This is a genomic window from Dyadobacter sp. BHUBP1 (assembly GCF_050587785.1).
Classification (GTDB): domain Bacteria; phylum Bacteroidota; class Bacteroidia; order Cytophagales; family Spirosomataceae; genus Dyadobacter.
Window position 1 is genome coordinate 192,281 of sequence record NZ_JBOBIH010000001.1, and the last position, 19,926, is coordinate 212,206.

The following is a 19,926-nucleotide window of genomic DNA, read 5'->3' on the forward strand; positions in this document are numbered from 1 at the left end:
TTGTGGTCATGTTTGGTCAGGAGTTGTCAGTTATTGTCAAGTATAGTGAGGATAGTCATCTGTGTTTAGATAGTCAGAATAATTCTGATTTTGAGAAGAATCAATCCATGACAATGCCTGACTACACCTGACAACCCATGGCTATTTCTGACAACACTTGGCAATAAATGACCATACTTGACTATACCTGACCATTCCTGACCATTTCCGCCTCCACGGCACTAGTCTGTGGCAGCGTTATGAACCGGGTCAAAATGGCGCTGATGAAGTACAAAACCGCAAGCGTCCATGCAACTCCTTCGCTGCCGATGGAGCCGATAAACAGGCCGACGATAGCCGGGCCAATGAATACGGGGAGACCCGCGCCGAGGTTGAGAATGGCCATGGCGGCGCCTTTTTCTTCTTTTACCAATGAGGGGACCAATGCGGAGAGCGGCACATACCCGGCGAGTAATCCACCCCAGAGAATGCCTGGGATGAGGATCAGCCAGAAGTTGCCGTCGAAAAGCGCGGGCGAGTAGTAAAAGAGCAGGGTGCTTACGCCGCAACCAAAGCCGCCGAACCACATAATGGTGTTTTGCCAGCCCAACCGGTCGCCGACGAAGCCGAATATGAGGTTAAAAATGATATTACTCGTAAAAATGGTGCCCCATATCCACAGCCATTCCTGGGTAGACAGCCCATGCTCGGCCATGTAAGTAGGCAGGAATACCGGAAATGCAAACTGCGCCGTGGTGTTGATAATGCGTACAATGCCGCCGATCAGTACTTTCGGTTCTTCTCTGATAATGGTAAAACCTTTCAAAAGTTCTTTGGCCTTGCCGGCCGCTTCGCCGGTGGAGTGGAATTGATCCTTATTCAAAACCAATGCAAAAAATGCCCCGACAGAAACCCAGAAAATGGAGCTCCAAAGGGTATTCTGGTAGCCGATCCGCTCGATGGCCCAGCTTGAATAATAGGCGCCGAACACATTGAGGCCGCCCGTAAATACAAACCAGAACCAGCCCACCGCACGCCCAAGCGCGTTCTCAGGCGTGCGATAAGTGATCCAAACCAGAAACGAATAGGCAAACAACGGGTACCCGAACCCTCTGACTGCATAAGTGAGCAGCATAACGGGGAAATTCAGCGATTCCATGCCCAGTCCCACAAAACCGACGGTCCCGACGACGTAAAGCAAAATGCCCATCAACATGGCTTTACGCGGCCCATAGCCTTCGGCGAGGACGCCCGAAAACCAGGACGAAATGGCAATGGTAATGCCATAAACCGTGAACAGCGATGCGGATTGCTGGATCGTCATGCCGCGGTCGAGGAGATAGGGGCTGAGCCAGCCTTGCTCCACGCCGTCGCCCATCATGAAGATCAGGATGCCCAGATAACCCCAGGCAAGGTGCCGGGGTAATCCGATGCGGTCAAAGGGTGTCGTTGGTGTCATTGTGGGATTGATTTAGGAATATGAAAAAGGTCAGTTAAACGAATATCTCACACCCAGCTGAATGCGCCATGGCGTTCCGCCGATCGGCCGGGTGGCAATGTTCTGTACCGAATAGTTGTACTGCTGCTTCGCCTGGTCGAACCCGGTAATGTTGAGCAGGTTGGTGTTGCCGCGGTTGTAGTTGCGGCCCCATTCCTTGTTCAGGATGTTCAGGAAGTTGAAGGCATCGGCCGAAAATTCGAGGTTATGGCCTTTGGCAATGCTGAATGCCTTGGTCAGACGCAGGTCAACAGTGGTGTAGAACGGGTTGGAACCGCCGTTCCGCTTGGCTACCTGCCCGATATTGGAATTGATATAGTCCTTCACGCTCTGGTCGGTTTCCGGGTTGCTCAGCAGGTCGCTGATGCCCTTGCGGATGTTCTCGGGAGTGTTCGGGCTGTTTGGATCAAACACATACGCCAGGTCATTGGTCAATACAAAATCGCCATTCAAACTGGTATTGCCGCCCACCAGGAAGCTATACCGGGTGCCGCCGATGCCGATGAGCGTTGCGCCGAGCTGGAAACCTTTCCAGGATGGTGCTGCGCCGTTGATGACAAGCTTGTTGCGGAACTGTTGGTCGGAATAGCCGTAGTTCAGGTTGCGCGGGTCGTCTTTTACGGGCAGGAATGTGGAGGTATTGGCGACACAGCAGTTGTAGGAGGAGTTATCCTTCGCCGAGTTGATGGTATAGCTCGCATTTACATACCCGTCATTTCCAATGCGAATGCTCGCGTCAGCTACAAATGTGAGCTGGTTGGACTTACCGGTAGAAATCAGCTCCAGCACGCGGCCAACATCCGCCGTCTTGCGGGATTGCAGCCAGTCGGTAACGCCTTTGGCAGAAATGCTTGCGGCTGGCACGAATACCCCGCGGTTATCCTCATTGGTGAGCCTGAATGCCGGGTTATCGGCCAGGTTGCGGTCTACATACACATAGTTATGCACCGTGCGACCCACGATCGCATTCAGACCCACGCGGATGCGGTCGCCGAAGAAGTGGTTGTAGTTAATGTTGGCCTTGTACGTAGTTGGCACCTGAAAATCCTTGTTCACCGCGTTGATCGTCGAAATGTAGCTCACGCCCTGCGGAATACCGGGGATCGTGGACGGATCGTTGCGATAGGCATTGAAATCGGGTTTCGGAACGGCTGCACCGGTGACGTCAATCGCACCTACCATGGTGCCGCTGTTCTGGATGTTGTTCACTTGCGAGTAGTAATGCGGTTGCGATGAGAACATACCCCCGCCGATTTTGAGAATATCCTTCTTGCGGCCGCCCATATCCCAGGTTACCTGGAAACGTGGCTGGATGTTGTTCCAATCCTGCGGTTTAATGTCCGTCCGCACGCCTAATGTCTTGTCGACGGTCGCATTGTAATCTCCGTTCGTCAGGAATGCCGTGGCGTCGTAGCGCACGCCGAGTACAAGGTTCAGGTCGCGGATCGGGTTATATTCAGCCTGCGCGAATGCGGAAATGTCGAGTACGGTTTGTTCCACGATCGGTGCACCTTTCAACGGTACCTCGCGTGCGTAGCGGTACGGGCGCAATGCGGCCAGGTCGCTGAGGCTGTTGAAGAAGAAACGACCATTTTGCTCGCTGGAAAGATAAGTTTCCATGTAAGTGAGCATATTATCGGTACCGAATGTGAAATTAACCTTATCGGTATTCCAGTAAGCAGTATTGCTCAAATGCACCTGCTTCATGCGGTTGGATTCCGGGCTGAAACGCTGCCCGCCGAACTGTACCGACTTGGTTTGCGTCGCATTCGGATTAGCCTCGGTCGGGAAAGGAGAAGTCACATTAACGATCGCTCGGGGGATGTTCGAAAACGGCAGGTAGCTCTGCGGCGTCTTTGGTTTGTAGGAATACATATATTGTACCTTGAACTCGTTGGTCAGCCTCGGATTGAGCGACGAGCGCAAAGCGGCCATCGCGGTGGTCGAAACGTCCTTGAAATTGTTATAGGATTCCAGCAGGTTGATATTCGAGTTGTCGCCTTCGTTGAAGGGTGACACATAGCGGGTAGTATTGCTCCGGAGCGTCAGTTTGTGCTTCTGGTTGATCTGCCAGTCGAGGCGCACGAACGCGGTGTTGGTAGTGGTCTTGCGGGGGAACTGGCCATATTGCTGCCCTTTTAATCCATACAGCTCGGAAGCAATGCGGATCAGCTTGTCGAGCGTGTCTTTCCGGATTCCGTAGCGTTGCTCGTCGTCGGCGCTTTTAATATCGGCGATCACGAGCGGCTGGCTTGCGTCCTGACGGTCGTAGGCGACGAAGAAATGCAGTTTATCCTTAATCAAGGGCCCGCCAAGGCTGAAACCTGACTGATAATTGCTGAAATCCTGTTCGCGTTTCACGCCACGGATGTCGTAGCCGCTGGATAATGTGTTGTTCCTGAAATAAAGAAATGCCGAGCCTTCCAGTTTGTTGGTACCGCTTTTGGTCACCGCGCTGATCGCCCCGCCCGATTGCCGGCCCTGGGTAACGTCATAATCGTTGGTAATCACCTTGTACTCGCGGATTGCTTCCAGGGAAATGGCGTAAGGCCCTTCGGCAACGGTACCGTTAGTCCACTGGTTCTTGGCGTTCATCCCGTCGATCGTCACATTCGCGCCGGTAGCACGCTGGCCTCCGAAACTGAAATTATCGCCTCCCTGCAAGGGGGACAGGTTATTGAGGCGCGTGAAATTGCGGCCTTCGTTGGGTAAGCTCTTGATCTGAGCCGCCGTAATGGAGGTAGATGCACCCGCCTGCTGCACTTCCTTGACGAACCCTTTTTCTGAAATAACAACCTCCTTCAAAGCAGTTTCAGAAGCGGAAAGGATTATGTCGACATTCAGTTTATCGCCATAATTGAGCGAATAGCCGGTTTGTTTCACTGTTTGGAGCCCCACAAACGACGCGCTGACCGAGTAAGGTTTACCCAAAGGCAACTGGTGCAAAGCATATTCACCTTTGGCATTGGTAATGGTATGCGTTTCAAAGCCTGTAGCGTCATTGCGGATAGTAATGGTGGCGCCGGGTAGCAGTTCATTGTTTGTTGCGTCCTTGACTGTGCCGGTAATCGAGGCATCGGTGGCCTGTGCGTACACGCGGTGCGCTCCCGAGAGCAGCGTCAGCAGCAGCATGACGGCTGCGAGATAAATGTTAAGGGATTTCATGGGAGTTTGAGTAGATCTAAATTTTACATTTTCATAATGATGTGTTAAAATTTATTTCACTTTTCGATCGGTCTCCGGCGCCTTGGAGGCCTTTCGAGGTTCTTTTTGGTATAATTGATATAAAAATCATGAAATATTATAGCCAAATAGCGACACAAACAAAGTGAAATTAAATTATTTAAACAAAATTAAAGTTTATTTAAGCAAACGAAACCTAGGAATTGGAATGTTAACAATATGATAATACCTGCCTAGGGTAGTAATCCTGGCACTTTTTACGCTTTACCTTGTATTATTTCTATTTGAAAAATAAATCTGGCAAGATGGCTGGGAGTGGGTATGTGAGCGGGTTTCCGCGTTCGGGGAACTATGGTTATACTTGCTTTCAAAGTGTATCAAAATGACTATTACGGAAAGGCATCAATTCATTTTGCAGGAGCTGAAAAGGGCGGGTACGGTGAGTATCGTGCAGCTCTCCGAGCAAATGCAGGTTTCCGGCGTGACGATCCGGAAGGATCTGAAACTCCTCGAAGACAAGAACTTACTGTTCAGGACACACGGCGGAGGTTCGCTCAACAATCCCTATGCCGTGGAGCGGCCTATCAATGAGAAAGAATTTATCAACGCCGATGAAAAGCAGAGCATTGCGCGTGAAGCGTTGACGCTGATCAGGCAAACTGATTCAATCATGATCGGATCGGGTACGACCGTGTTTGAGCTGGCGCGCTGCCTGTACCCGACGAAGCAGATTACGGTGATTACGCCGGCCGTGAAGGTAACATTGGAGCTCAGTAACCGGCCGAATGTAGAAGTGTTGCAGCTAGGCGGGTTGATTCGCCAGAACTCGTCGTCGGTAGCCGGTTCCTATGCCGAGTATATTCTCGACCATATTTCATGCGGCGTACTTTTTATCGGTGTCGACGGGATCGACTTCGATTTTGGGCTGTCGATCAGCAACCTGACGGAGGCCGGGCTGAATCAGAAGATGATCAGCACCGCGCAGATTGTGGTAGTGCTTGCCGATCATACGAAGTTTGGCAAACGGGGGATCGGAAAAATTTGCGACCTCGACCAGGTGCAGTACATCGTGACCGATGCCGGCGTGTCGGACGAGGCCGTCAAATCCCTGGAAGACCGCGGCGTAAAGGTGCTGGTCGCAGGAAGGTAAGGGTTTAGGAAAGTAAGGGTTTACGAAAGTAAGTCTGCTCTTTAATCCATTTTGTCGGCCAGCTCGTAGCTTAGTTTCAGCTGCTTCCTGGTCGATGCAGTGAGTTCGCGTTTGGCCAGTGCATGGCATTCATAAGTGGCATCGGCGAACATCATTTGCTGCGGCGGGGTCTTTTGCGTTGCTGCCGAAGGTCCGCGTAATGCGCCTACCAGCCCCATCTCGCGCGCGACGTAGACATAACGTATAGCATCTATCACTACACCTGCCGAGTTGGGCGAATCCTGTACCGAAAGTTGTGCGTCGAGTGTCACTGGCGAGCCCATAAAGCCTTCCAGTTCCAAGCGGAAATTGGCCACTTTGTTATCGCCGTAAAATGCAATGTATTCCGATGGCCCCGCGTGCAGGAAGCTGTTGGCCGTAGAGATGCCGCGGATGTCGTTTTGCGCGCGGATTACATTTTCTTTCGATATCTTCTTCGACTTCAGGCGGTTTTTGTCCTCCATATTCAGGAAGTCGGTGTTGCCGCCTACGTTACGCTGGATATGGGCTTTCACGTGGTGGCCACGCTCGAAGGCCAGTTCCTGCAACATTTGCGACAATATACTGGCCCCAAACTGGCTTCGCATGTCGTCGCCGATCAGCGGGATGCCCGCATCAATGAACTTCTGTTCCCATTCCGGGTCGGATGCGATAAATACCGGAATACAGTTCACCAGCGAAATGCCGAGTTCGAGGCAGATTTCTGCATAAAACTCCGTTGCTAACTGCGATCCCACCGGCAGGTAATTGATCAGCACCTCGGCTTCGTGCGCTCGCAGGTGCGCAATGATTTCCTGGCGGATGGTGGCCGTTAATGCTTCATTATAACTTTCGCCGCTCGTGAGCAGGTCGGTTTCTTTCAGTTCTTCTTTTACTACGAAACGGTTGTCGGCAGGGTAGGCGAGCATTTGCGGGGAAACGCCGTCGAGTACGGGCGAGCGGTAAATCGGCGCTTCAGTGGTAATGTCGGTGTACAGTTCGATCGCGCAATTGGGTTTTGTGAAAATGGCGTCCTTCAATTTTAACCCGATTTTGCGCTCATCTACCTCAAAACCGCAGACAAACTCGATGTTTTCGGCACGGTAACCACCGATGTTATCAGCCATGAGTCCTGAAGTTTTTTCTGAATAGCGGGTATAATATTCAACGCCCTGTACCAGCGAGCTGGCGCAGTTTCCGACGCCCACAATCGCCACTTTTATCTTTTGATTAATATTTGACATTTCCAATAATCTAAGTTTATGATGAAAAATTATTTTTAAAATATTTTAATAAATATAAAATACTTGAATTTGAGTCAAAATAAAGCATTGATTGCTGAAAATGCAACTGCAATTGGATATTTATGCAAACGTTTGCATTACGTAATTTATGTTTGATTTTATATATATCGATAATGCCACGGAGGCACGAAGCGAACACGAATAAGTTTCGTGATCCTTCGTGCCTCCGTGGCATTTGAAAACTACAAATAGTGTCGCATATAGCTCACAAACAGGTTCCCTTGCTCGGGCAATACAGTTGTACACCCAAAACACCGTTTGGCCGAGCCGCGAAGCGTCCTGCAATGCGACGCGCTTGCTGTCGATCTGTTATCTGTTTCTAAATGTTCCTTCGCGCGGGAGAGGATCCGGCCTCAGGCCGCGAGAAGGGTGCCGGTAAAAGTTTTATTATCCCGGGGTTAGGAGCTTGGTTGTATTAAAGCATCTTAATACGTCGCGGCAGGGGAAGTTAATGGCTTTGTTTTGAGAAAGTTGGGAAAGAAGCCTCATTTCCTCAGTCCTTTCACAATTGACCAGATCGCTTAGCTGAGAAAGGTGATGATGGATATTGAAACCGCCCGAAAAGTCGGCGCTCGCTACGGAAAGCCGGTGATTTTTGAAGTTGACACGATGGGATGCGCGAGGCGGGGTACGAGTTTCTTGTTTCTGAGAATGGAGTTTGGCTGGTGGATGGGGTGCCTTCCAGCTTTCTTTCTATTCGGTCAGATTAGTGATGTTTATTTTGACAGATCTAAACAAAATCTCAACCTATGTTGCAAAAAAGCCAGACATAATGCCTGGCTTTCGTGACCGCGACGGGAATCGAACCCATATCTAGAGTTTAGGAAACTCCTATTCTATCCGTTGAACTACGCAGTCAATATGTATAAAGAACGCAACATTTCACTTTGGTGACCGCGACGAGAATCGGTCGAGCGCGACCCCGGACCCATATCTAGAGTTTAGGAAACTCCTATCGGGCGGCGGGCCGCTCTATCCGTTGAACTACGCAGTCAATATGTATAAAGAACGTAACATTTCACTTTGGTGACCGCGACGAGAATCGGTCGAGCGCGACCCCGGACCCATATCTAGAGTTTAGGAAACTCCTATCGGGCGGCGGGCCGCTCTATCCGTTGAACTACGCAGTCAATATTTATAAAGAACGTAACATTTCACTTTCGTGACCGCGACGGGAATCGAGCCCAATTAGCGGTAATCGGGGTGCAAAACTGAGAAAAATTCGTTTGAATTACAAATGATTATTCCTCTGTTTCTACTGGCGTGTAACCAAGATCCAGCCAGTTGGGATAAATGGAGAAGTGTTTTTCCTTCACCAGGGAAAATAGCATCCGCTTCAATTCGTCGATGTTTTCCTTTTCCTGGGCCGAGATGAAAACTACGTGATCGGCTTTTTCGGCGATGTAGCTTCGTTTTAGCTGGTTGAGCACGTCCTGGGTCGATGGCGCTTCGCCTTCTTCTTCATCCTCGTCGTTGTACGACGGTTTGTACAAGTCTATTTTATTGAAAACCAGTATCGAAGGTTTGTTAGCCGCGCCGATTTCCTCCAGAGTTTTGTTTACAACATCCAGATGTTCTTCGAATGAAGCGTGCGAAATGTCCACGACGTGCATCAGAATATCCGCTTCGCGTACCTCGTCGAGGGTCGATTTGAAGGACTCGATGAGTGTTGTCGGCAATTTGCGGATAAAACCGACGGTGTCTGTGAGCAGGAAAGGGATATTCTCCATGTTCACTTTCCGCACAGTTGAATCGACGGTCGCGAAGAGTTTGTTTTCGGCGAAGACATCGGCTTTTGAGAGGTTACGCATCAAGGTCGATTTACCTACGTTGGTGTAACCTACAATGGCCACGCGGACAAGGCGGTCGCGTTCTTTACGGCGGGTAACGCTTTGCTTATCCACTTTTTCCAGCTTCTCTTTCAGGAATGCAATCCGGTCTTTCACGATCCGGCGGTCGGTTTCGAGCTCGGTTTCACCGGGACCTCGCATACCTACGCCCGCACCCGACTGGCGGCTAAGGTGCGTCCACATGCGGGTTAGCCGCGGGTACATATATTGGTACTGCGCGAGTTCCACCTGCAATTTTGCCTGAGCTGTCTGGGCGCGCATCGCGAAAATGGCGAGGATCAGCAAGCTGCGATCAATGACCTTGATATCCTTGAAAACAGCTTCGAGGTTGCGGACCTGTGAAGGCGTAAGATCGTCATCGTAAATGATCATGTCCACCGGGTTGGCAGTGACGTAGATCAGGATTTCTTCGAGTTTTCCTTTTCCGGTGTAAGTCCGGATATCGGTTCGTTCGAGGTTTTGCGTGAAAGTCTGGACGGTCTCTACGCCGAGCGTAGTGGCCAGGAACGCGAGTTCTTCCAGGTATTCCTTTGTCTTTTCGGCGTTTTGCTTTTGGGTGCTTACAGCAACCAGAACGGCCGTTTCCTTTTTGGCAGCTGTCGAATATAATTTTTTCTTATCAATCATGCACTGTTGTTTTTGTGTCTTTGTTCCGGCTCAAAATCCTGCGATGGCATACCCAAATGCCGGAAAAGGGGCAGAGTTGCAACGGTTTGCCAATCGCAAAAGTTCATCGCGGGAATTTGTGAAATTACATTTAGCATTTAACAAATCCATTTTTTGGTTTGATTATTCGGAAAAGACTTTTGTATCTTTGCCGAAATTCTTAACGCCTATGTTGGTGCTCATCTTCGGCTAATGCCTAGCCACAATTCAGTCTCCGCCTTTTAACAGGCACTTTTTTACGACCCATTGCGGGTCGCACAATTTCTATTTATCCATTATTGCAAATTTTTATTATCCATGAAAAAGTGGTTTACACTGCTTCGTGAGGCTATTCGTGGCTCCGAAGAAAGTTTTACCGAAGGAAGCATCAACCGTGCCATTTTCTTGCTATCCGTACCCATGATCCTGGAAATGGTCATGGAGTCGCTGTTCGCGGTGGTTGATATTTTCTTTGTTTCAAAAGTAAGTACTGAGGCTGTCGCGACGGTCGGGCTTACTGAATCCGTGATTACCCTGGTGTACTCGCTCGCGATCGGTCTTAGCACGGCGGCTACGGCTACCATTGCCCGGCGCACCGGGGAAGGAAACCTGGACCAGGCGCGGCATGCGGTTGGACAGGTGATATTCATTTCATTGGCGATCTCGTCGGTGACGGCTGTGGCAGGTTACCTGCTGGCGGGCGACATTCTCCGGATGATGGGTGCCGATCATAAGGTGATCGAAACGGGTACCAATTTCGCCCGGATCCAGTTCCTGAGCAGCCCCGTGGTGGTATTGCTCTACTCTTTGAGCGGCGCATTGCGCGGAGCGGGTGCAGCAGCCACGGCCATGCGTTCGCTGATGATCGCCAACGGGTTCAATATGCTTCTCGGACCAATCCTGATTTTCGGTATCGGGCCATTCCCGGAGCTTGGTGTAACAGGTGCGGCGTTGGCCACAGCCACAGGACGTACCATTGGGGTAGGGTATCAGCTATTTTCACTAACCAAGGGTAAAAAGGCGTTGGGCTTGCTTTGGGAAGACCTTAAACCGAACCCTGAAACCATCCAGGCGATCGTCAGAATTGCGACCGGCGGTACGGTTCAGTTCCTGATCGGCTCCGCGAGTTGGATTTTCCTGACACGCATTCTTTCCGAGTTCGGCAGTGACGTGGTGGCGGGTTATACCATTGCTATTCGTGTGATCATGTTCACATTGTTGCCGGCGTGGGGATTAGCCAATGCAGCCGCAACGCTGGTGGGGCAGAATCTGGGAGCGGAGAAACCGGAACGCGCCGAAGCGTCGGTATGGAAATGCGCTTCTTTTAACCTGATATTCCTGGGAGTCCTTGCAGTCGTCATGTTTGTCGGCGCCGAGGACATTATCAGCCTGTTCAGTTCCCAGCCGCATGTAGTGGAAACGGGGAAGCTGGCATTACGGGTACTTTGTATGGGTTATGGGTTTTACGCATATGGGATGGTGGTGATCCAGTCGCTGAATGGCGCGGGTGACACCAAAACGCCGACAGTCCTGAACCTGATCGCGTTCTGGGCTGTGCAAATCCCTACTGCGTATGTACTGGCCGTTATCCTGGATTTCGGACCGGTTGGAGTTTTTGCAGCGGTACCCATTGCGGAGTCCGTCCTGGCCATGCTGGGCATCTGGCGATTCCGTCTTGGGGGATGGAAGGTCGTTAAAGTGTAAATATGCCTGGAATCATTCGGGGAAGTCATATAGTGTTGGGCTTGGTCAGGAGTTTTCTGATCGTGGTGCGGTATTGCCTGGTGTTTGTACGGCGGAGGTAGAGAAGTGGTCGTCAGGTGTTGTCAAGTGTGGTCAGGAGTAGTCAGGAACTGTCAGGAATGGTTACGGGTTGTGATGATTAGTTGCGAGGTTTTGGCTGTTGCCGATAAATCTGTTAAAACTGGCCCTCTTAACAATTACCTGACTAGACTTGACCAAACCTGACAACACCTGACCACTAATCAAATCGTCACATAACCGCGGAAAGCATGAAAATAGAACAGATATATACCGGATGCCTGGCGCAGGGCGCTTATTTTATTGTTTCAAATGGTGAAGCCGCGGTGATCGATCCGTTGCGCGAAGTCGCGCCCTATATTCAGAAAGCCGAGAGAATCGGTGCTAAAATCCGGTATGTTTTTGAAACCCATTTTCATGCGGACTTCGTTTCCGGCCATATCGATCTGGCGGAAAAGACCGGCGCGGAGATTGTGTATGGTCCCGGTGCGCAAACCGGTTTTAAAGCCTATATCGCCCGAGACGGTGAAGAATTCAAGCTGGGTAACGTAGTGATCCGGGCATTGCACACGCCCGGGCACACGATGGAATCGACGAGCTATTTGCTTATCGATCAATCCGGCAAGCCGGTGGCATTGTTCAGTGGGGATACGCTGTTCATAGGGGACGTAGGTCGTCCGGATCTAGCCCAAAAAGGCGATCTGACGATGGACGACCTTGCTGGAATCCTGTACGACAGCCTCCGTTCGAAAATAATGCCGCTGCCGGACGATTTGATCGTTTACCCTGCCCATGGTGCAGGCTCGGCTTGCGGCAAAAATATGAGCAAGGAGACGTCCGACACGCTGGGCAACCAGAAGCGATTCAATTATGCATTACGCGCGGACATGACCAAAGAGGAATTCGTTAAGGAAGTAACAGCCGGCCTCACAGAGCCGCCTCAGTATTTCCCGGAAAACGTCAAAATGAACCGTGACGGCTACGAAAGCATCGACGACGTGCTCGAACGCGGGCATCAGGGATTATCGCCGGAGGCTTTTGAAGCGAAAGCCAACAATACCGGGGCATTGATCCTCGATACCCGCAAACCGGCGGATTTTGCCAAGGGTTTTATTCCCAATTCCATCAATATCGGCATCGACGGTAGTTTTGCCCCATGGGTAGGTGCATTGATCCCCGATTTGAAACAATTATTGTTGATCATCACTGAACCGGGTAGAGAGGAAGAAGTGGTAACACGCCTTGCACGGGTAGGGTACGACTATACCATTGGCTATCTCAATGGCGGTTTCGAGAGCTGGAAGCAGGCTGGGAAAGAAATCGACACCGTCGAATCGGTCAGTGCCGATGAATTTGCGAGGCGCTTTGAATCGGGTAGTCTGGAAGTAATCGATGTGCGCAAGCCGGATGAGTTTGCTTCAGGGCATATCGAGGGAGCGCGGAATCTGCCTTTAGATTACATTAATGACCTCATGCCGGAATTTCCGAAAGATCGCAAACTGCATATTCACTGCGCAGGGGGTTACCGCTCGATGGTCGCTGCCTCCATCCTGAAATCCCGCGGCGTCGACGACGTCGTGAATATCGAAGGAGGTTACGGTGCCGTGGTCAAAACCAACGTGCCGGTACTCGCCGAGGCGTGATTTTCGATTGATTATTTGTAGATTAAAAGCAAATCCAAAGCGATCCGGAAACGTTAAGTAATTGGAATTCTTTTATATTTAAATACTATATTAATCCGATATATTAACATGGAAATTATCGAACTGCTCAAATCCCCCTGGCCGTGGTACGTTGCCGGGCCGCTGATCGGGCTTACCGTGCCGGTGTTGCTCCTGCTGGGGAATAAGTCGTTTGGCATATCGTCGTCGTTTCGGCATATCTGCGCGGCGGTGATACCGGCGGGGTTGCCGTTTTTTAAATACAACTGGCGAAAAGAGGCGTGGAACCTGTTTTTTGTGGCGGGAATCGTGGTTGGCGGGTTTGTGGGAAACTTCTGGCTGGCTAATCCCGATGCTATCGTGGTGACCGAGGATACACGGCAGAGCCTGGCAGCTATGGGCGTGCAGGATTTTTCGGGACTGATGCCGACGGATATTTTTGCTTTAAGCAATGTATTTACCTTGAAAGGCCTGATATTTTTTGTGTTAGGAGGGTTCTTAGTCGGTTTCGGGACGCGTTATGCGGGTGGTTGCACGTCAGGACATGCGATCATGGGGCTTTCGAATTTGCAATGGCCCTCGCTGGTGGCCACGGTCAGTTTTATGATCGGAGGGTTTGTCAGCACACATTTGCTCCTTCCTTTATTGCTCAATCTGGCTCGTTAAACTTGAAATAGTATGGAAAAGATACATCAGTCCCTCGAAGAATCTGCCGATAGGGATTTCGACAATATCAAAATCGACGGGTGCGACGGCGCAAACCGCCAGCAATCCGCCGAGGGTTTTACTGCGAACCTGAAATACCTGGTCGTAGGTATTATTTTCGGGATTGTTTTTCTGAAAGCAGAGATCATTTCATGGTTCCGCATTCAGGAAATGTTCCGCCTGGATTCGTTTCATATGTATGGCGTCATCGGCTCGGCGGTTGTGGTCGGGCTCGTTTCGATTTGGCTCATTAAGAAGTTTAATATCAAAACATTATCGGGCGAAATGGTGAGCATCGCCGACAAAACGTTTGACAAAGGACAGATTTACGGCGGCGTGCTTTTCGGTACCGGCTGGGCCATCACCGGCGCTTGTCCGGGGCCATTGTTTGCGCAGATTGGTGCAGGTTACCTGGCTGTGTCCATTACTTTGCTGAGCGCCATTGCGGGAACGTGGATTTACGGTTTAGTCCGCGCGCGGCTCCCGCATTGATTACTTGCGCGCCACAAGGTACAATTGCTCATCGCCTAGCATGAACGGGTCCGCTTCGAGGTTGCTGAATGTGCCTACCACGAGTAGTCCGGCCAGTTCAAACATATAAGTAAGCTCGCCGAGGGTGTAAATGTGCTGGCGGACGCTGTGAGTCACTTTCTCAGGGCCGGAAATGAAGGTTTGTTCAGCCTCAATGTAGCTGCCTTCGGCACGGTACTCGTTTTCCGCCAGGTAAACAATGTCGTCCTGCACCGGCATCCAGTTGCGCGTCTGGAAATTAGGCAAGATGCTTTCGGCGAGGTTTTCGGTGTGGATCGCGATGTGAGCGCCCGGTTTTAATGCTGCGGCAATCTGGTTGATAAATAGCTGCATATCTCCCCGTGGGAAAAAGCTGAAACTATTTCCAAAGCAATATGCGGCGTCGAATGAGGCTTCGGGGAGTTGGTAGTTCAACACATCTGCACAAATGACTTCTATCGGTAGTTGCTGCTTACTGCTGATGCCCTGTAATTCCTCACAATATTCCTGTGAAATATCGATACAGGTCAATGCCGTGCCTTGCTCTGCGAGCGGAATAGCGTGCCTTCCATAGCCGGCCAATACGTCGAGTACTTTGCTGTCCGCCGTTATTTCAAGTACATCCCGCAGGAAATCGACCTCGTAATCAGTGTATTCTTCGTCCTGGTTTAGTTTCCAGGCGCGTTGCGGGAGTCCTTTGAAATAGGTATGGTACCAGGCCACGGCGGTATTTTGGTTTAAATTAAAACCCAAAACTACTAAAAAAGTCCCCTTACATACGCATGAGCGCGGGTGTAATGCGCAGGTAGACCTGCCCGGAAAGCGGCGTCTTGCCATAAAAAGGCTCCAACTGGTGATCTGGTTTGTATAAGCTCAGTTGAGCTCCAGCCTGCAATAAAGTATTGCTGAACGAGGCGATCTGCCGGTTCAAACCGAGAGAAAACATGGAAACTGGCAGGGTTACGAACCCCTGTCTGCCGTAGATTGTATCCAACCCCAACTCACCGACACTTTTTTGCACCCATTCATAGCGGCCATAAAGAGCCCATTTGTCGAGTTGCAGATTGGATTCAGCCAGAACAGAATGTTCCTTGTGGTGTTCGCCGGCATCATTCAAACCCCATACAAGCGTAGAGGAAATCCATCTGTTTTTTCCTTCCAAATTACCCGAGTGCTGTATCGAAGCGGTCGTGCGGTCTACATCCTCGTCGGGCTCGCGCGGCTCGGGGCTTTTGATAAAACCTCTGGAGGCCTGTAACGCCCAATTGGCTGACGGGTTGAACAATAGCCGGTAACTGTAAGAATTGAAGCGCGGCTTATCGAAGTCAAAGCGGTTTTCGTTCGGTTCGCGACCGGTAAATGAGGAGCCTTCGAGTTTAAATTTACCATAGCGGACACCCGCCGTCACCACACCAAATGTGATATGCGTAGCGTCCTGCCAATGATGGCCGAGCACCGCATCGGGGTTGTTGAATGCCGACATCCGGTGCATAAAAGCCGTAGGGCCAAGGGCAGGCTCGCCGGGATAGCCCGCGTAAATCGTCAGGTCGACTTTATCATTGATCCGCTGGGTATAACCGACAGAAAGTTCCGAAATAAGGTCGTGCGGGTGCTGTCGGTCGATAAGCGGCTCGCCTTTCCAGCTCTCGCCGGACTGGAAAAGCAGCGGGTAGCCCGCGCCGCCATCGGTGAGCCGATCGAGAGAAACCATCGCGCGGAGGTTCAGCAAACCGTTTTTGCCCACCTGTCGCTGGGCCATTCCCATAAACCAGTTGGGTGCGCTGAACTTCGAATCGGAGCCTTTTTTGCCGTCGTTATTGAAATTTTGAGCGGTATACCGCAGGAAAATGCTCCCGTGCAGCATATAGTTCCATTTGCTGCCGTGCCTCATGTAGGCGTACATGGGCGTGGCGTCGGGCTGCCAGCCGGTACCGGAGCCATTGCGGGTCATGGGCAGGCTCAATGAGAAGCTGTGGGTCATGTGTGATGAGTTCTCGTGGCTCATTTGCGCATGATCCATGCTTTTCATATTGTGCATTTGATGGCCGGTAGTGTCTTTCGCAGGCTCTTGATGGTGCTCGTGCTGGGCAAATGCAGGGACTGTGGCAGCCACCATTCCGGCGGCTGTCGTCAATAAGATGAGTTTGTTGAGAAACATGACGAAGTAATTTCGTGACTAATGTGCTGCGGCAGTTTTGCGGCAGCAGTTCGGAAGCTTGTCGTGTGCCTTCTGATTGGCTGGTAGCTCGTCGGCGTCATAGCCGGTTTTGTTAATCGTCGCCTTGATGGCCTCCGCGGTGGTTTTGTCCGGGTTATATTTCACGGTAATCACCTTGCTGGAAAGATCGAGATTCGATTCTTTCACGCCTTTGGAAAGGCCCAGGTTGCGCTCAATGCGCGCCTTGCACATTTCGCAAATGGCCGAAGTCTTGATTTTCACCTCTTTGGTACCATCGGCGTAGGCGATATTCAGGCCCAGGAACAGGGCGGTTATAATGCTCAAAATGGTCGTTTTCATAATCTGGTCAATTTAAAAAATCAGTGTTGATGTGCTGTTGTATCGGTTTCCGCCAGTGCTACTTCCTTTAACTCCATTTTGCAAACCGGGCATTTGCCAGCCTCTGCATACGTCTTTTCTCCTTCGCATTTCATCGGGCAGGCATACTTTTTCTCGCTCACGGCGTGTGTTTCGGTAGCCGCGCCCTCTTTTTCAGATTTGTTTCCCGAACATGCAACGGATAAGAACAGCAGGGAGGTAACAATGATTTTGTTCATATAATGGAAATTTAATAATAATTAATAGCGAATATTTTATAATAATTGGATACCGATCATTAATTCCCCACCTGGTCGAGCGCAGTACGCTGTAGTGCGCCTTTTTTGAACTCTCCGGGCGTCATGCCGGTCACTTTTTTGAACTGGTTGCTCAAATGCGCCGTGCTGCTGTACGAAAGACGCCATGCTATTTCGCTTAAAGTCAGTTCGTTGTAGGAAAGCCATTCCTTTACTTTTTCCACTTTCTGGGCGATGATATATTGCTCGATCGTCTGCCCGGTTTCGGAAGAAAACAGGTTGCTCAGGTACGAATATTCATAGCCGATCTTTTCCGACAGATAATCCGAAAAATTCATCTGAGCGGGTTTGTTACCTTTCAAATTCTGTACCTCGTCGATCACGAGCGTTTTGATATGCTCCACCAGAGCCAGACGGCGGTCATCGAGCAACTCGAAACCATTCGCTTCCAGCACCGTTTTCACCTGTTGCAACTTATCGGTATTTACCTCCGCTACGGTTTCCACTTCGCCAAGTTCGACGAAAGTCAAATCAATTCCCAGCCCGTTCAGTTCTTCCCGCACCACCCGCTTGCAGCGGTCACACACCATATTTTTGATATATAACTTCATAGTCAAATCATCTGATAATCTTATAACGCATTCCTGCATAAATCATTCGCCCTACAACCGGCCCCCAGGCCATTCCCGCATCAAAATGCTGGCCGAATGGCTCGCTGGCACCCATGATCGGGTCTTTCTGACGGAAATTAGCGAGGTTTTCGCCACCGAGGTAAATATCCCATTTTGGGAATGTACGTGTGATTTGCGCGTTGAAATTGTAGAACGATGGAGCCCAGGTCGATGTCAGGTCTGTCGGCACGTGGTGGTCGGGAACGTGTCCCATGTAGGGAATCCGTTTTTTGCCGTTCCACTGCACAGTGGCGTCGAATTTCCATTTGTCGTAAGGCAGGGCATACCCGGCGTTGAAAAGTACCCTGTCGCGGCTCACCATCATTCTCGGCTGTAGAGTATTCTCGTCGTACACATTGCGGATGCTTTGTTTCACGTCGAAAAGGCGGTATGCGAGTTTCAGTTCGAGTCGTTTGACGGGCGTCAGGTTCGCTTCGGCCTGGAAGCTATTGGCAAAAGCCTTTCCTTCAAGGTTATAAAAGCGAATGTAACGAGGATCTTCCATATCTGCCACGAGTTGGTTTTCAAAATCCGTCCGGTAGAAATCCATGATGAAATTCCCGCTCATTTCACCGATTTTAAACTCCTGTGTAACACTGGCACCGTAGTTCCACGACACTTCGGGGCGGACGGCTTCGCGGAAAATCACATTGCGCGAGCTCACGAGGTTTCCATAGTACTCCGCCAGCGGATTTGAGGCCCGGAACCCCCGGCCCGCTGATGCGCGTAAAGTCGTCTGGTCGGTAAGGTTGTATTTCAAATGCAGCCGCGGCGTCCATTGCGTGCCATAAAGATTGTGGAAATCCACACGTCCGCCGGCTACCATCACAAATTTATCGAGGTGATTATAAGTGTATTCAAAAAATGCGCCCGGCACCGACTCATTCCGTTTCAGACGGATATCCTTGTAAACCTCATCATAATTATCGAGCATGTAGCTGATACCGGTTTTGTAGGAGTGGTTGGTATTGCCAATAATCGATTGGTAAATCAGGTTTCCGTAAAGTGTTTTTTGCGTTCCATCATAGTTATTTAGTCCAAAATAGGATTTCGAATCATGAATAGAGGCATTCAGAATCAGGCCAAGTCCTTTGTAGGGTTGCTCGGGGAACAACCGTGCAATTTTCGAGAAAAACTCGTAGCGGTTCACTTTGGCACCGAAACCATAGGCTTGGGTAGTGCCTTTCATTTCACGTTCGAAGCTCTTTTGGCCACCCAGGCGGTCTTCATAAAGTGCTTTTACCCCAAATTGGGCCATTAATTTATCGCCCTGATACTTCCAGCGGTTCACGGCATTGTATTGCGTGTAAAGGGGCAGGTCGAGGAAGCCGTCGTTGTTTTTGTCGACGCGGTTACGCAGCGTACTACCGTGTGTAAGCAGTCCGGTGCTCCATTTTTTGTTCAGCTGGTGCGCGAGGTTCAGGTTCACTTCCCCGCGTCCGAAATTGTTGACGTAGGTATTCAGATATAGTTTTTCCTGTGTATCCGGTTTTTGAAGCTCGACATTGATCTGCCCGGTCATCGATTCATAGCCATTCACGACCGAGCCGGCACCTTTGCCGACATCAATCGACTGGATCCAGGTTCCGGGAACGAAATTGAGTCCGAATGTAGATGCTAGCCCGCGGATGGAAGGAATGTTCTCGACGTTGGTCTGAATGTAAGTACCGTTCAGTCCAAGCATCTGGATCTGTTTGGAGCCTGTCACCGCATCGCTGTATGAGACGGAAACAGATGCATTGGTTTCAAAACTCTCGGAAAGATTGCAGCACGCTGCCTTGGCCAACGCCCGGGTTGTGATGATTTCTGTTTGGTGGGGAGAAAGCCTGTCGATAGACGTATTTCCAGCCCTGACTACCACTTCGTCGAGCGTCTGATCGCTTTGCAGTACAACCTGCAAGTCGCTTTCCTGGCCAATTTTGATGGTATCGTTCCGAAATCCGACGAAGCTGACGACCAGCAAGGCCGATTGCGCCGAACGTGGAATGCTGAACCGGCCGTTTTCATCGGTAGCCGTAGCCTGCGTGGTGCCCGACCAGTATACATTGGCACCGGTGATGGGTTTCAGGTTCCTGGTTTGCGGTTCCTGTTCGTTGACCGAACCGGTTATACGTTGTGCATAGATGGAAGAGGTTATGAGTAGAAGTAACCCTCCCAGAAGGTATTTGTTCATGATTACATGGATTCATTGGAATAAA

At 50.5% G+C, this 19,926-nt stretch carries 15 protein-coding genes and 3 tRNA genes; 5 read left to right on the plus strand and 13 right to left on the minus strand.

Annotated elements, in window-relative coordinates:
* Positions 1-181: 181 nt before the first annotated feature.
* Both ACQ4MZ_RS00715 and ACQ4MZ_RS00720 read right to left on the minus strand, forming a co-directional pair.
* Complete coding sequence (locus ACQ4MZ_RS00715) at positions 182-1,438, minus strand: MFS transporter (protein ID WP_430841960.1); 1,257 nt, start codon at positions 1,436-1,438, stop codon at positions 182-184.
* Between the two features lie 30 nt (positions 1,439-1,468).
* Positions 1,469-4,642 (minus strand): carboxypeptidase regulatory-like domain-containing protein, encoded by a 3,174-nt coding sequence (locus ACQ4MZ_RS00720; protein ID WP_430841962.1) that lies wholly within the window; start codon positions 4,640-4,642, stop codon positions 1,469-1,471.
* Between the two features lie 400 nt (positions 4,643-5,042).
* Between ACQ4MZ_RS00720 and ACQ4MZ_RS00725 the strand changes: the two genes are divergently transcribed.
* Positions 5,043-5,810: a DeoR/GlpR family DNA-binding transcription regulator gene (locus ACQ4MZ_RS00725; RefSeq protein ID WP_430841964.1), complete on the plus strand. Its 768-nt coding sequence runs from the start codon at positions 5,043-5,045 to the stop codon at positions 5,808-5,810.
* Between the two features lie 41 nt (positions 5,811-5,851).
* Here ACQ4MZ_RS00725 and ACQ4MZ_RS00730 read toward each other — a convergent pair whose 3' ends face one another.
* From ACQ4MZ_RS00730 to hflX, 5 genes are all read right to left on the minus strand, one after another.
* Complete coding sequence (locus tag ACQ4MZ_RS00730; protein WP_430841966.1) at positions 5,852-7,072, minus strand: inositol-3-phosphate synthase; 1,221 nt, start codon at positions 7,070-7,072, stop codon at positions 5,852-5,854.
* A gap of 846 nt (positions 7,073-7,918) precedes the next feature.
* A tRNA-Arg gene (locus tag ACQ4MZ_RS00735) sits at positions 7,919-7,990 on the minus strand.
* Between the two features lie 30 nt (positions 7,991-8,020).
* A tRNA-Arg gene (locus tag ACQ4MZ_RS00740) sits at positions 8,021-8,126 on the minus strand.
* A gap of 30 nt (positions 8,127-8,156) precedes the next feature.
* A tRNA-Arg gene (locus ACQ4MZ_RS00745) sits at positions 8,157-8,262 on the minus strand.
* A gap of 111 nt (positions 8,263-8,373) precedes the next feature.
* Positions 8,374-9,609: a GTPase HflX gene (hflX, locus tag ACQ4MZ_RS00750; protein ID WP_430841968.1), complete on the minus strand. Its 1,236-nt coding sequence runs from the start codon at positions 9,607-9,609 to the stop codon at positions 8,374-8,376.
* Between the two features lie 336 nt (positions 9,610-9,945).
* Here hflX and ACQ4MZ_RS00755 point away from each other — a divergent pair, with 336 nt between their 5' ends.
* The 4 genes from ACQ4MZ_RS00755 to ACQ4MZ_RS00770 all read left to right on the plus strand — a co-directional run bounded on the left by ACQ4MZ_RS00755 (position 9,946) and on the right by ACQ4MZ_RS00770 (position 14,246).
* A complete protein-coding gene (locus ACQ4MZ_RS00755) occupies positions 9,946-11,331 on the plus strand; it encodes an MATE family efflux transporter (protein WP_430841970.1) in 1,386 nt (461 codons plus the stop codon).
* Between the two features lie 308 nt (positions 11,332-11,639).
* Positions 11,640-13,031 (plus strand): MBL fold metallo-hydrolase, encoded by a 1,392-nt coding sequence (locus ACQ4MZ_RS00760; RefSeq protein WP_430841972.1) that lies wholly within the window; start codon positions 11,640-11,642, stop codon positions 13,029-13,031.
* A gap of 108 nt (positions 13,032-13,139) precedes the next feature.
* The gene (locus tag ACQ4MZ_RS00765) at positions 13,140-13,715 is read left to right on the plus strand and encodes a YeeE/YedE family protein (RefSeq protein WP_430841974.1); all 576 of its coding nucleotides are present in this window, start codon (positions 13,140-13,142) and stop codon (positions 13,713-13,715) included.
* A gap of 12 nt (positions 13,716-13,727) precedes the next feature.
* Complete coding sequence (locus tag ACQ4MZ_RS00770) at positions 13,728-14,246, plus strand: DUF6691 family protein (RefSeq protein ID WP_430841976.1); 519 nt, start codon at positions 13,728-13,730, stop codon at positions 14,244-14,246.
* Here ACQ4MZ_RS00770 and ACQ4MZ_RS00775 read toward each other — a convergent pair whose 3' ends face one another.
* Genes ACQ4MZ_RS00775 through ACQ4MZ_RS00800 form a run of 6 tightly spaced genes read right to left on the minus strand, consistent with a single transcriptional unit; the run spans position 14,247 to position 19,901 of the window.
* Positions 14,247-14,987, minus strand: coding sequence for a class I SAM-dependent methyltransferase (locus ACQ4MZ_RS00775; RefSeq protein ID WP_430841978.1), 741 nt, complete (start codon positions 14,985-14,987; stop codon positions 14,247-14,249). It lies immediately after the preceding gene.
* Between the two features lie 49 nt (positions 14,988-15,036).
* Entirely contained in the window at positions 15,037-16,422 is a 1,386-nt protein-coding gene (locus ACQ4MZ_RS00780) for a hypothetical protein (protein ID WP_430841980.1), read from the minus strand.
* A gap of 18 nt (positions 16,423-16,440) precedes the next feature.
* Positions 16,441-16,782: a heavy-metal-associated domain-containing protein gene (locus ACQ4MZ_RS00785; protein WP_430841982.1), complete on the minus strand. Its 342-nt coding sequence runs from the start codon at positions 16,780-16,782 to the stop codon at positions 16,441-16,443.
* A gap of 20 nt (positions 16,783-16,802) precedes the next feature.
* On the minus strand, positions 16,803-17,039 hold the full coding sequence (locus ACQ4MZ_RS00790; RefSeq protein ID WP_430841984.1) for a heavy metal-binding domain-containing protein: 237 nt from the start codon (positions 17,037-17,039) through the stop codon (positions 16,803-16,805).
* 59 nt (positions 17,040-17,098) lie between these two features.
* Positions 17,099-17,668 carry a helix-turn-helix domain-containing protein gene (locus tag ACQ4MZ_RS00795; RefSeq protein WP_430841986.1) on the minus strand — a complete coding sequence of 190 codons (570 nt, stop codon included), beginning with the start codon at positions 17,666-17,668 and terminating at the stop codon, positions 17,099-17,101.
* A gap of 7 nt (positions 17,669-17,675) precedes the next feature.
* A complete protein-coding gene (locus ACQ4MZ_RS00800; protein WP_430841988.1) occupies positions 17,676-19,901 on the minus strand; it encodes a TonB-dependent receptor in 2,226 nt (741 codons plus the stop codon).
* Positions 19,902-19,926: the final 25 nt, after the last annotated feature.

What these genes read in the sequence shown, in the direction of transcription:
- ACQ4MZ_RS00715 (WP_430841960.1), bottom strand. Translation starts at nt 1,438, where the DNA reads ATGACACCAACGACACCCTTTGACCGCATCGGATTACCCCGGCACCTT.
- ACQ4MZ_RS00720 (WP_430841962.1), bottom strand. Translation starts at nt 4,642, where the DNA reads ATGAAATCCCTTAACATTTATCTCGCAGCCGTCATGCTGCTGCTGACG.
- ACQ4MZ_RS00725 (WP_430841964.1), top strand. Translation starts at nt 5,043, where the DNA reads ATGACTATTACGGAAAGGCATCAATTCATTTTGCAGGAGCTGAAAAGG.
- ACQ4MZ_RS00730 (WP_430841966.1), bottom strand. Translation starts at nt 7,072, where the DNA reads ATGTCAAATATTAATCAAAAGATAAAAGTGGCGATTGTGGGCGTCGGA.
- hflX (WP_430841968.1), bottom strand. Translation starts at nt 9,609, where the DNA reads ATGATTGATAAGAAAAAATTATATTCGACAGCTGCCAAAAAGGAAACG.
- ACQ4MZ_RS00755 (WP_430841970.1), top strand. Translation starts at nt 9,946, where the DNA reads ATGAAAAAGTGGTTTACACTGCTTCGTGAGGCTATTCGTGGCTCCGAA.
- ACQ4MZ_RS00760 (WP_430841972.1), top strand. Translation starts at nt 11,640, where the DNA reads ATGAAAATAGAACAGATATATACCGGATGCCTGGCGCAGGGCGCTTAT.
- ACQ4MZ_RS00765 (WP_430841974.1), top strand. Translation starts at nt 13,140, where the DNA reads ATGGAAATTATCGAACTGCTCAAATCCCCCTGGCCGTGGTACGTTGCC.
- ACQ4MZ_RS00770 (WP_430841976.1), top strand. Translation starts at nt 13,728, where the DNA reads ATGGAAAAGATACATCAGTCCCTCGAAGAATCTGCCGATAGGGATTTC.
- ACQ4MZ_RS00780 (WP_430841980.1), bottom strand. Translation starts at nt 16,422, where the DNA reads ATGTTTCTCAACAAACTCATCTTATTGACGACAGCCGCCGGAATGGTG.
- ACQ4MZ_RS00785 (WP_430841982.1), bottom strand. Translation starts at nt 16,782, where the DNA reads ATGAAAACGACCATTTTGAGCATTATAACCGCCCTGTTCCTGGGCCTG.
- ACQ4MZ_RS00790 (WP_430841984.1), bottom strand. Translation starts at nt 17,039, where the DNA reads ATGAACAAAATCATTGTTACCTCCCTGCTGTTCTTATCCGTTGCATGT.
- ACQ4MZ_RS00795 (WP_430841986.1), bottom strand. Translation starts at nt 17,668, where the DNA reads ATGAAGTTATATATCAAAAATATGGTGTGTGACCGCTGCAAGCGGGTG.
- ACQ4MZ_RS00800 (WP_430841988.1), bottom strand. Translation starts at nt 19,901, where the DNA reads ATGAACAAATACCTTCTGGGAGGGTTACTTCTACTCATAACCTCTTCC.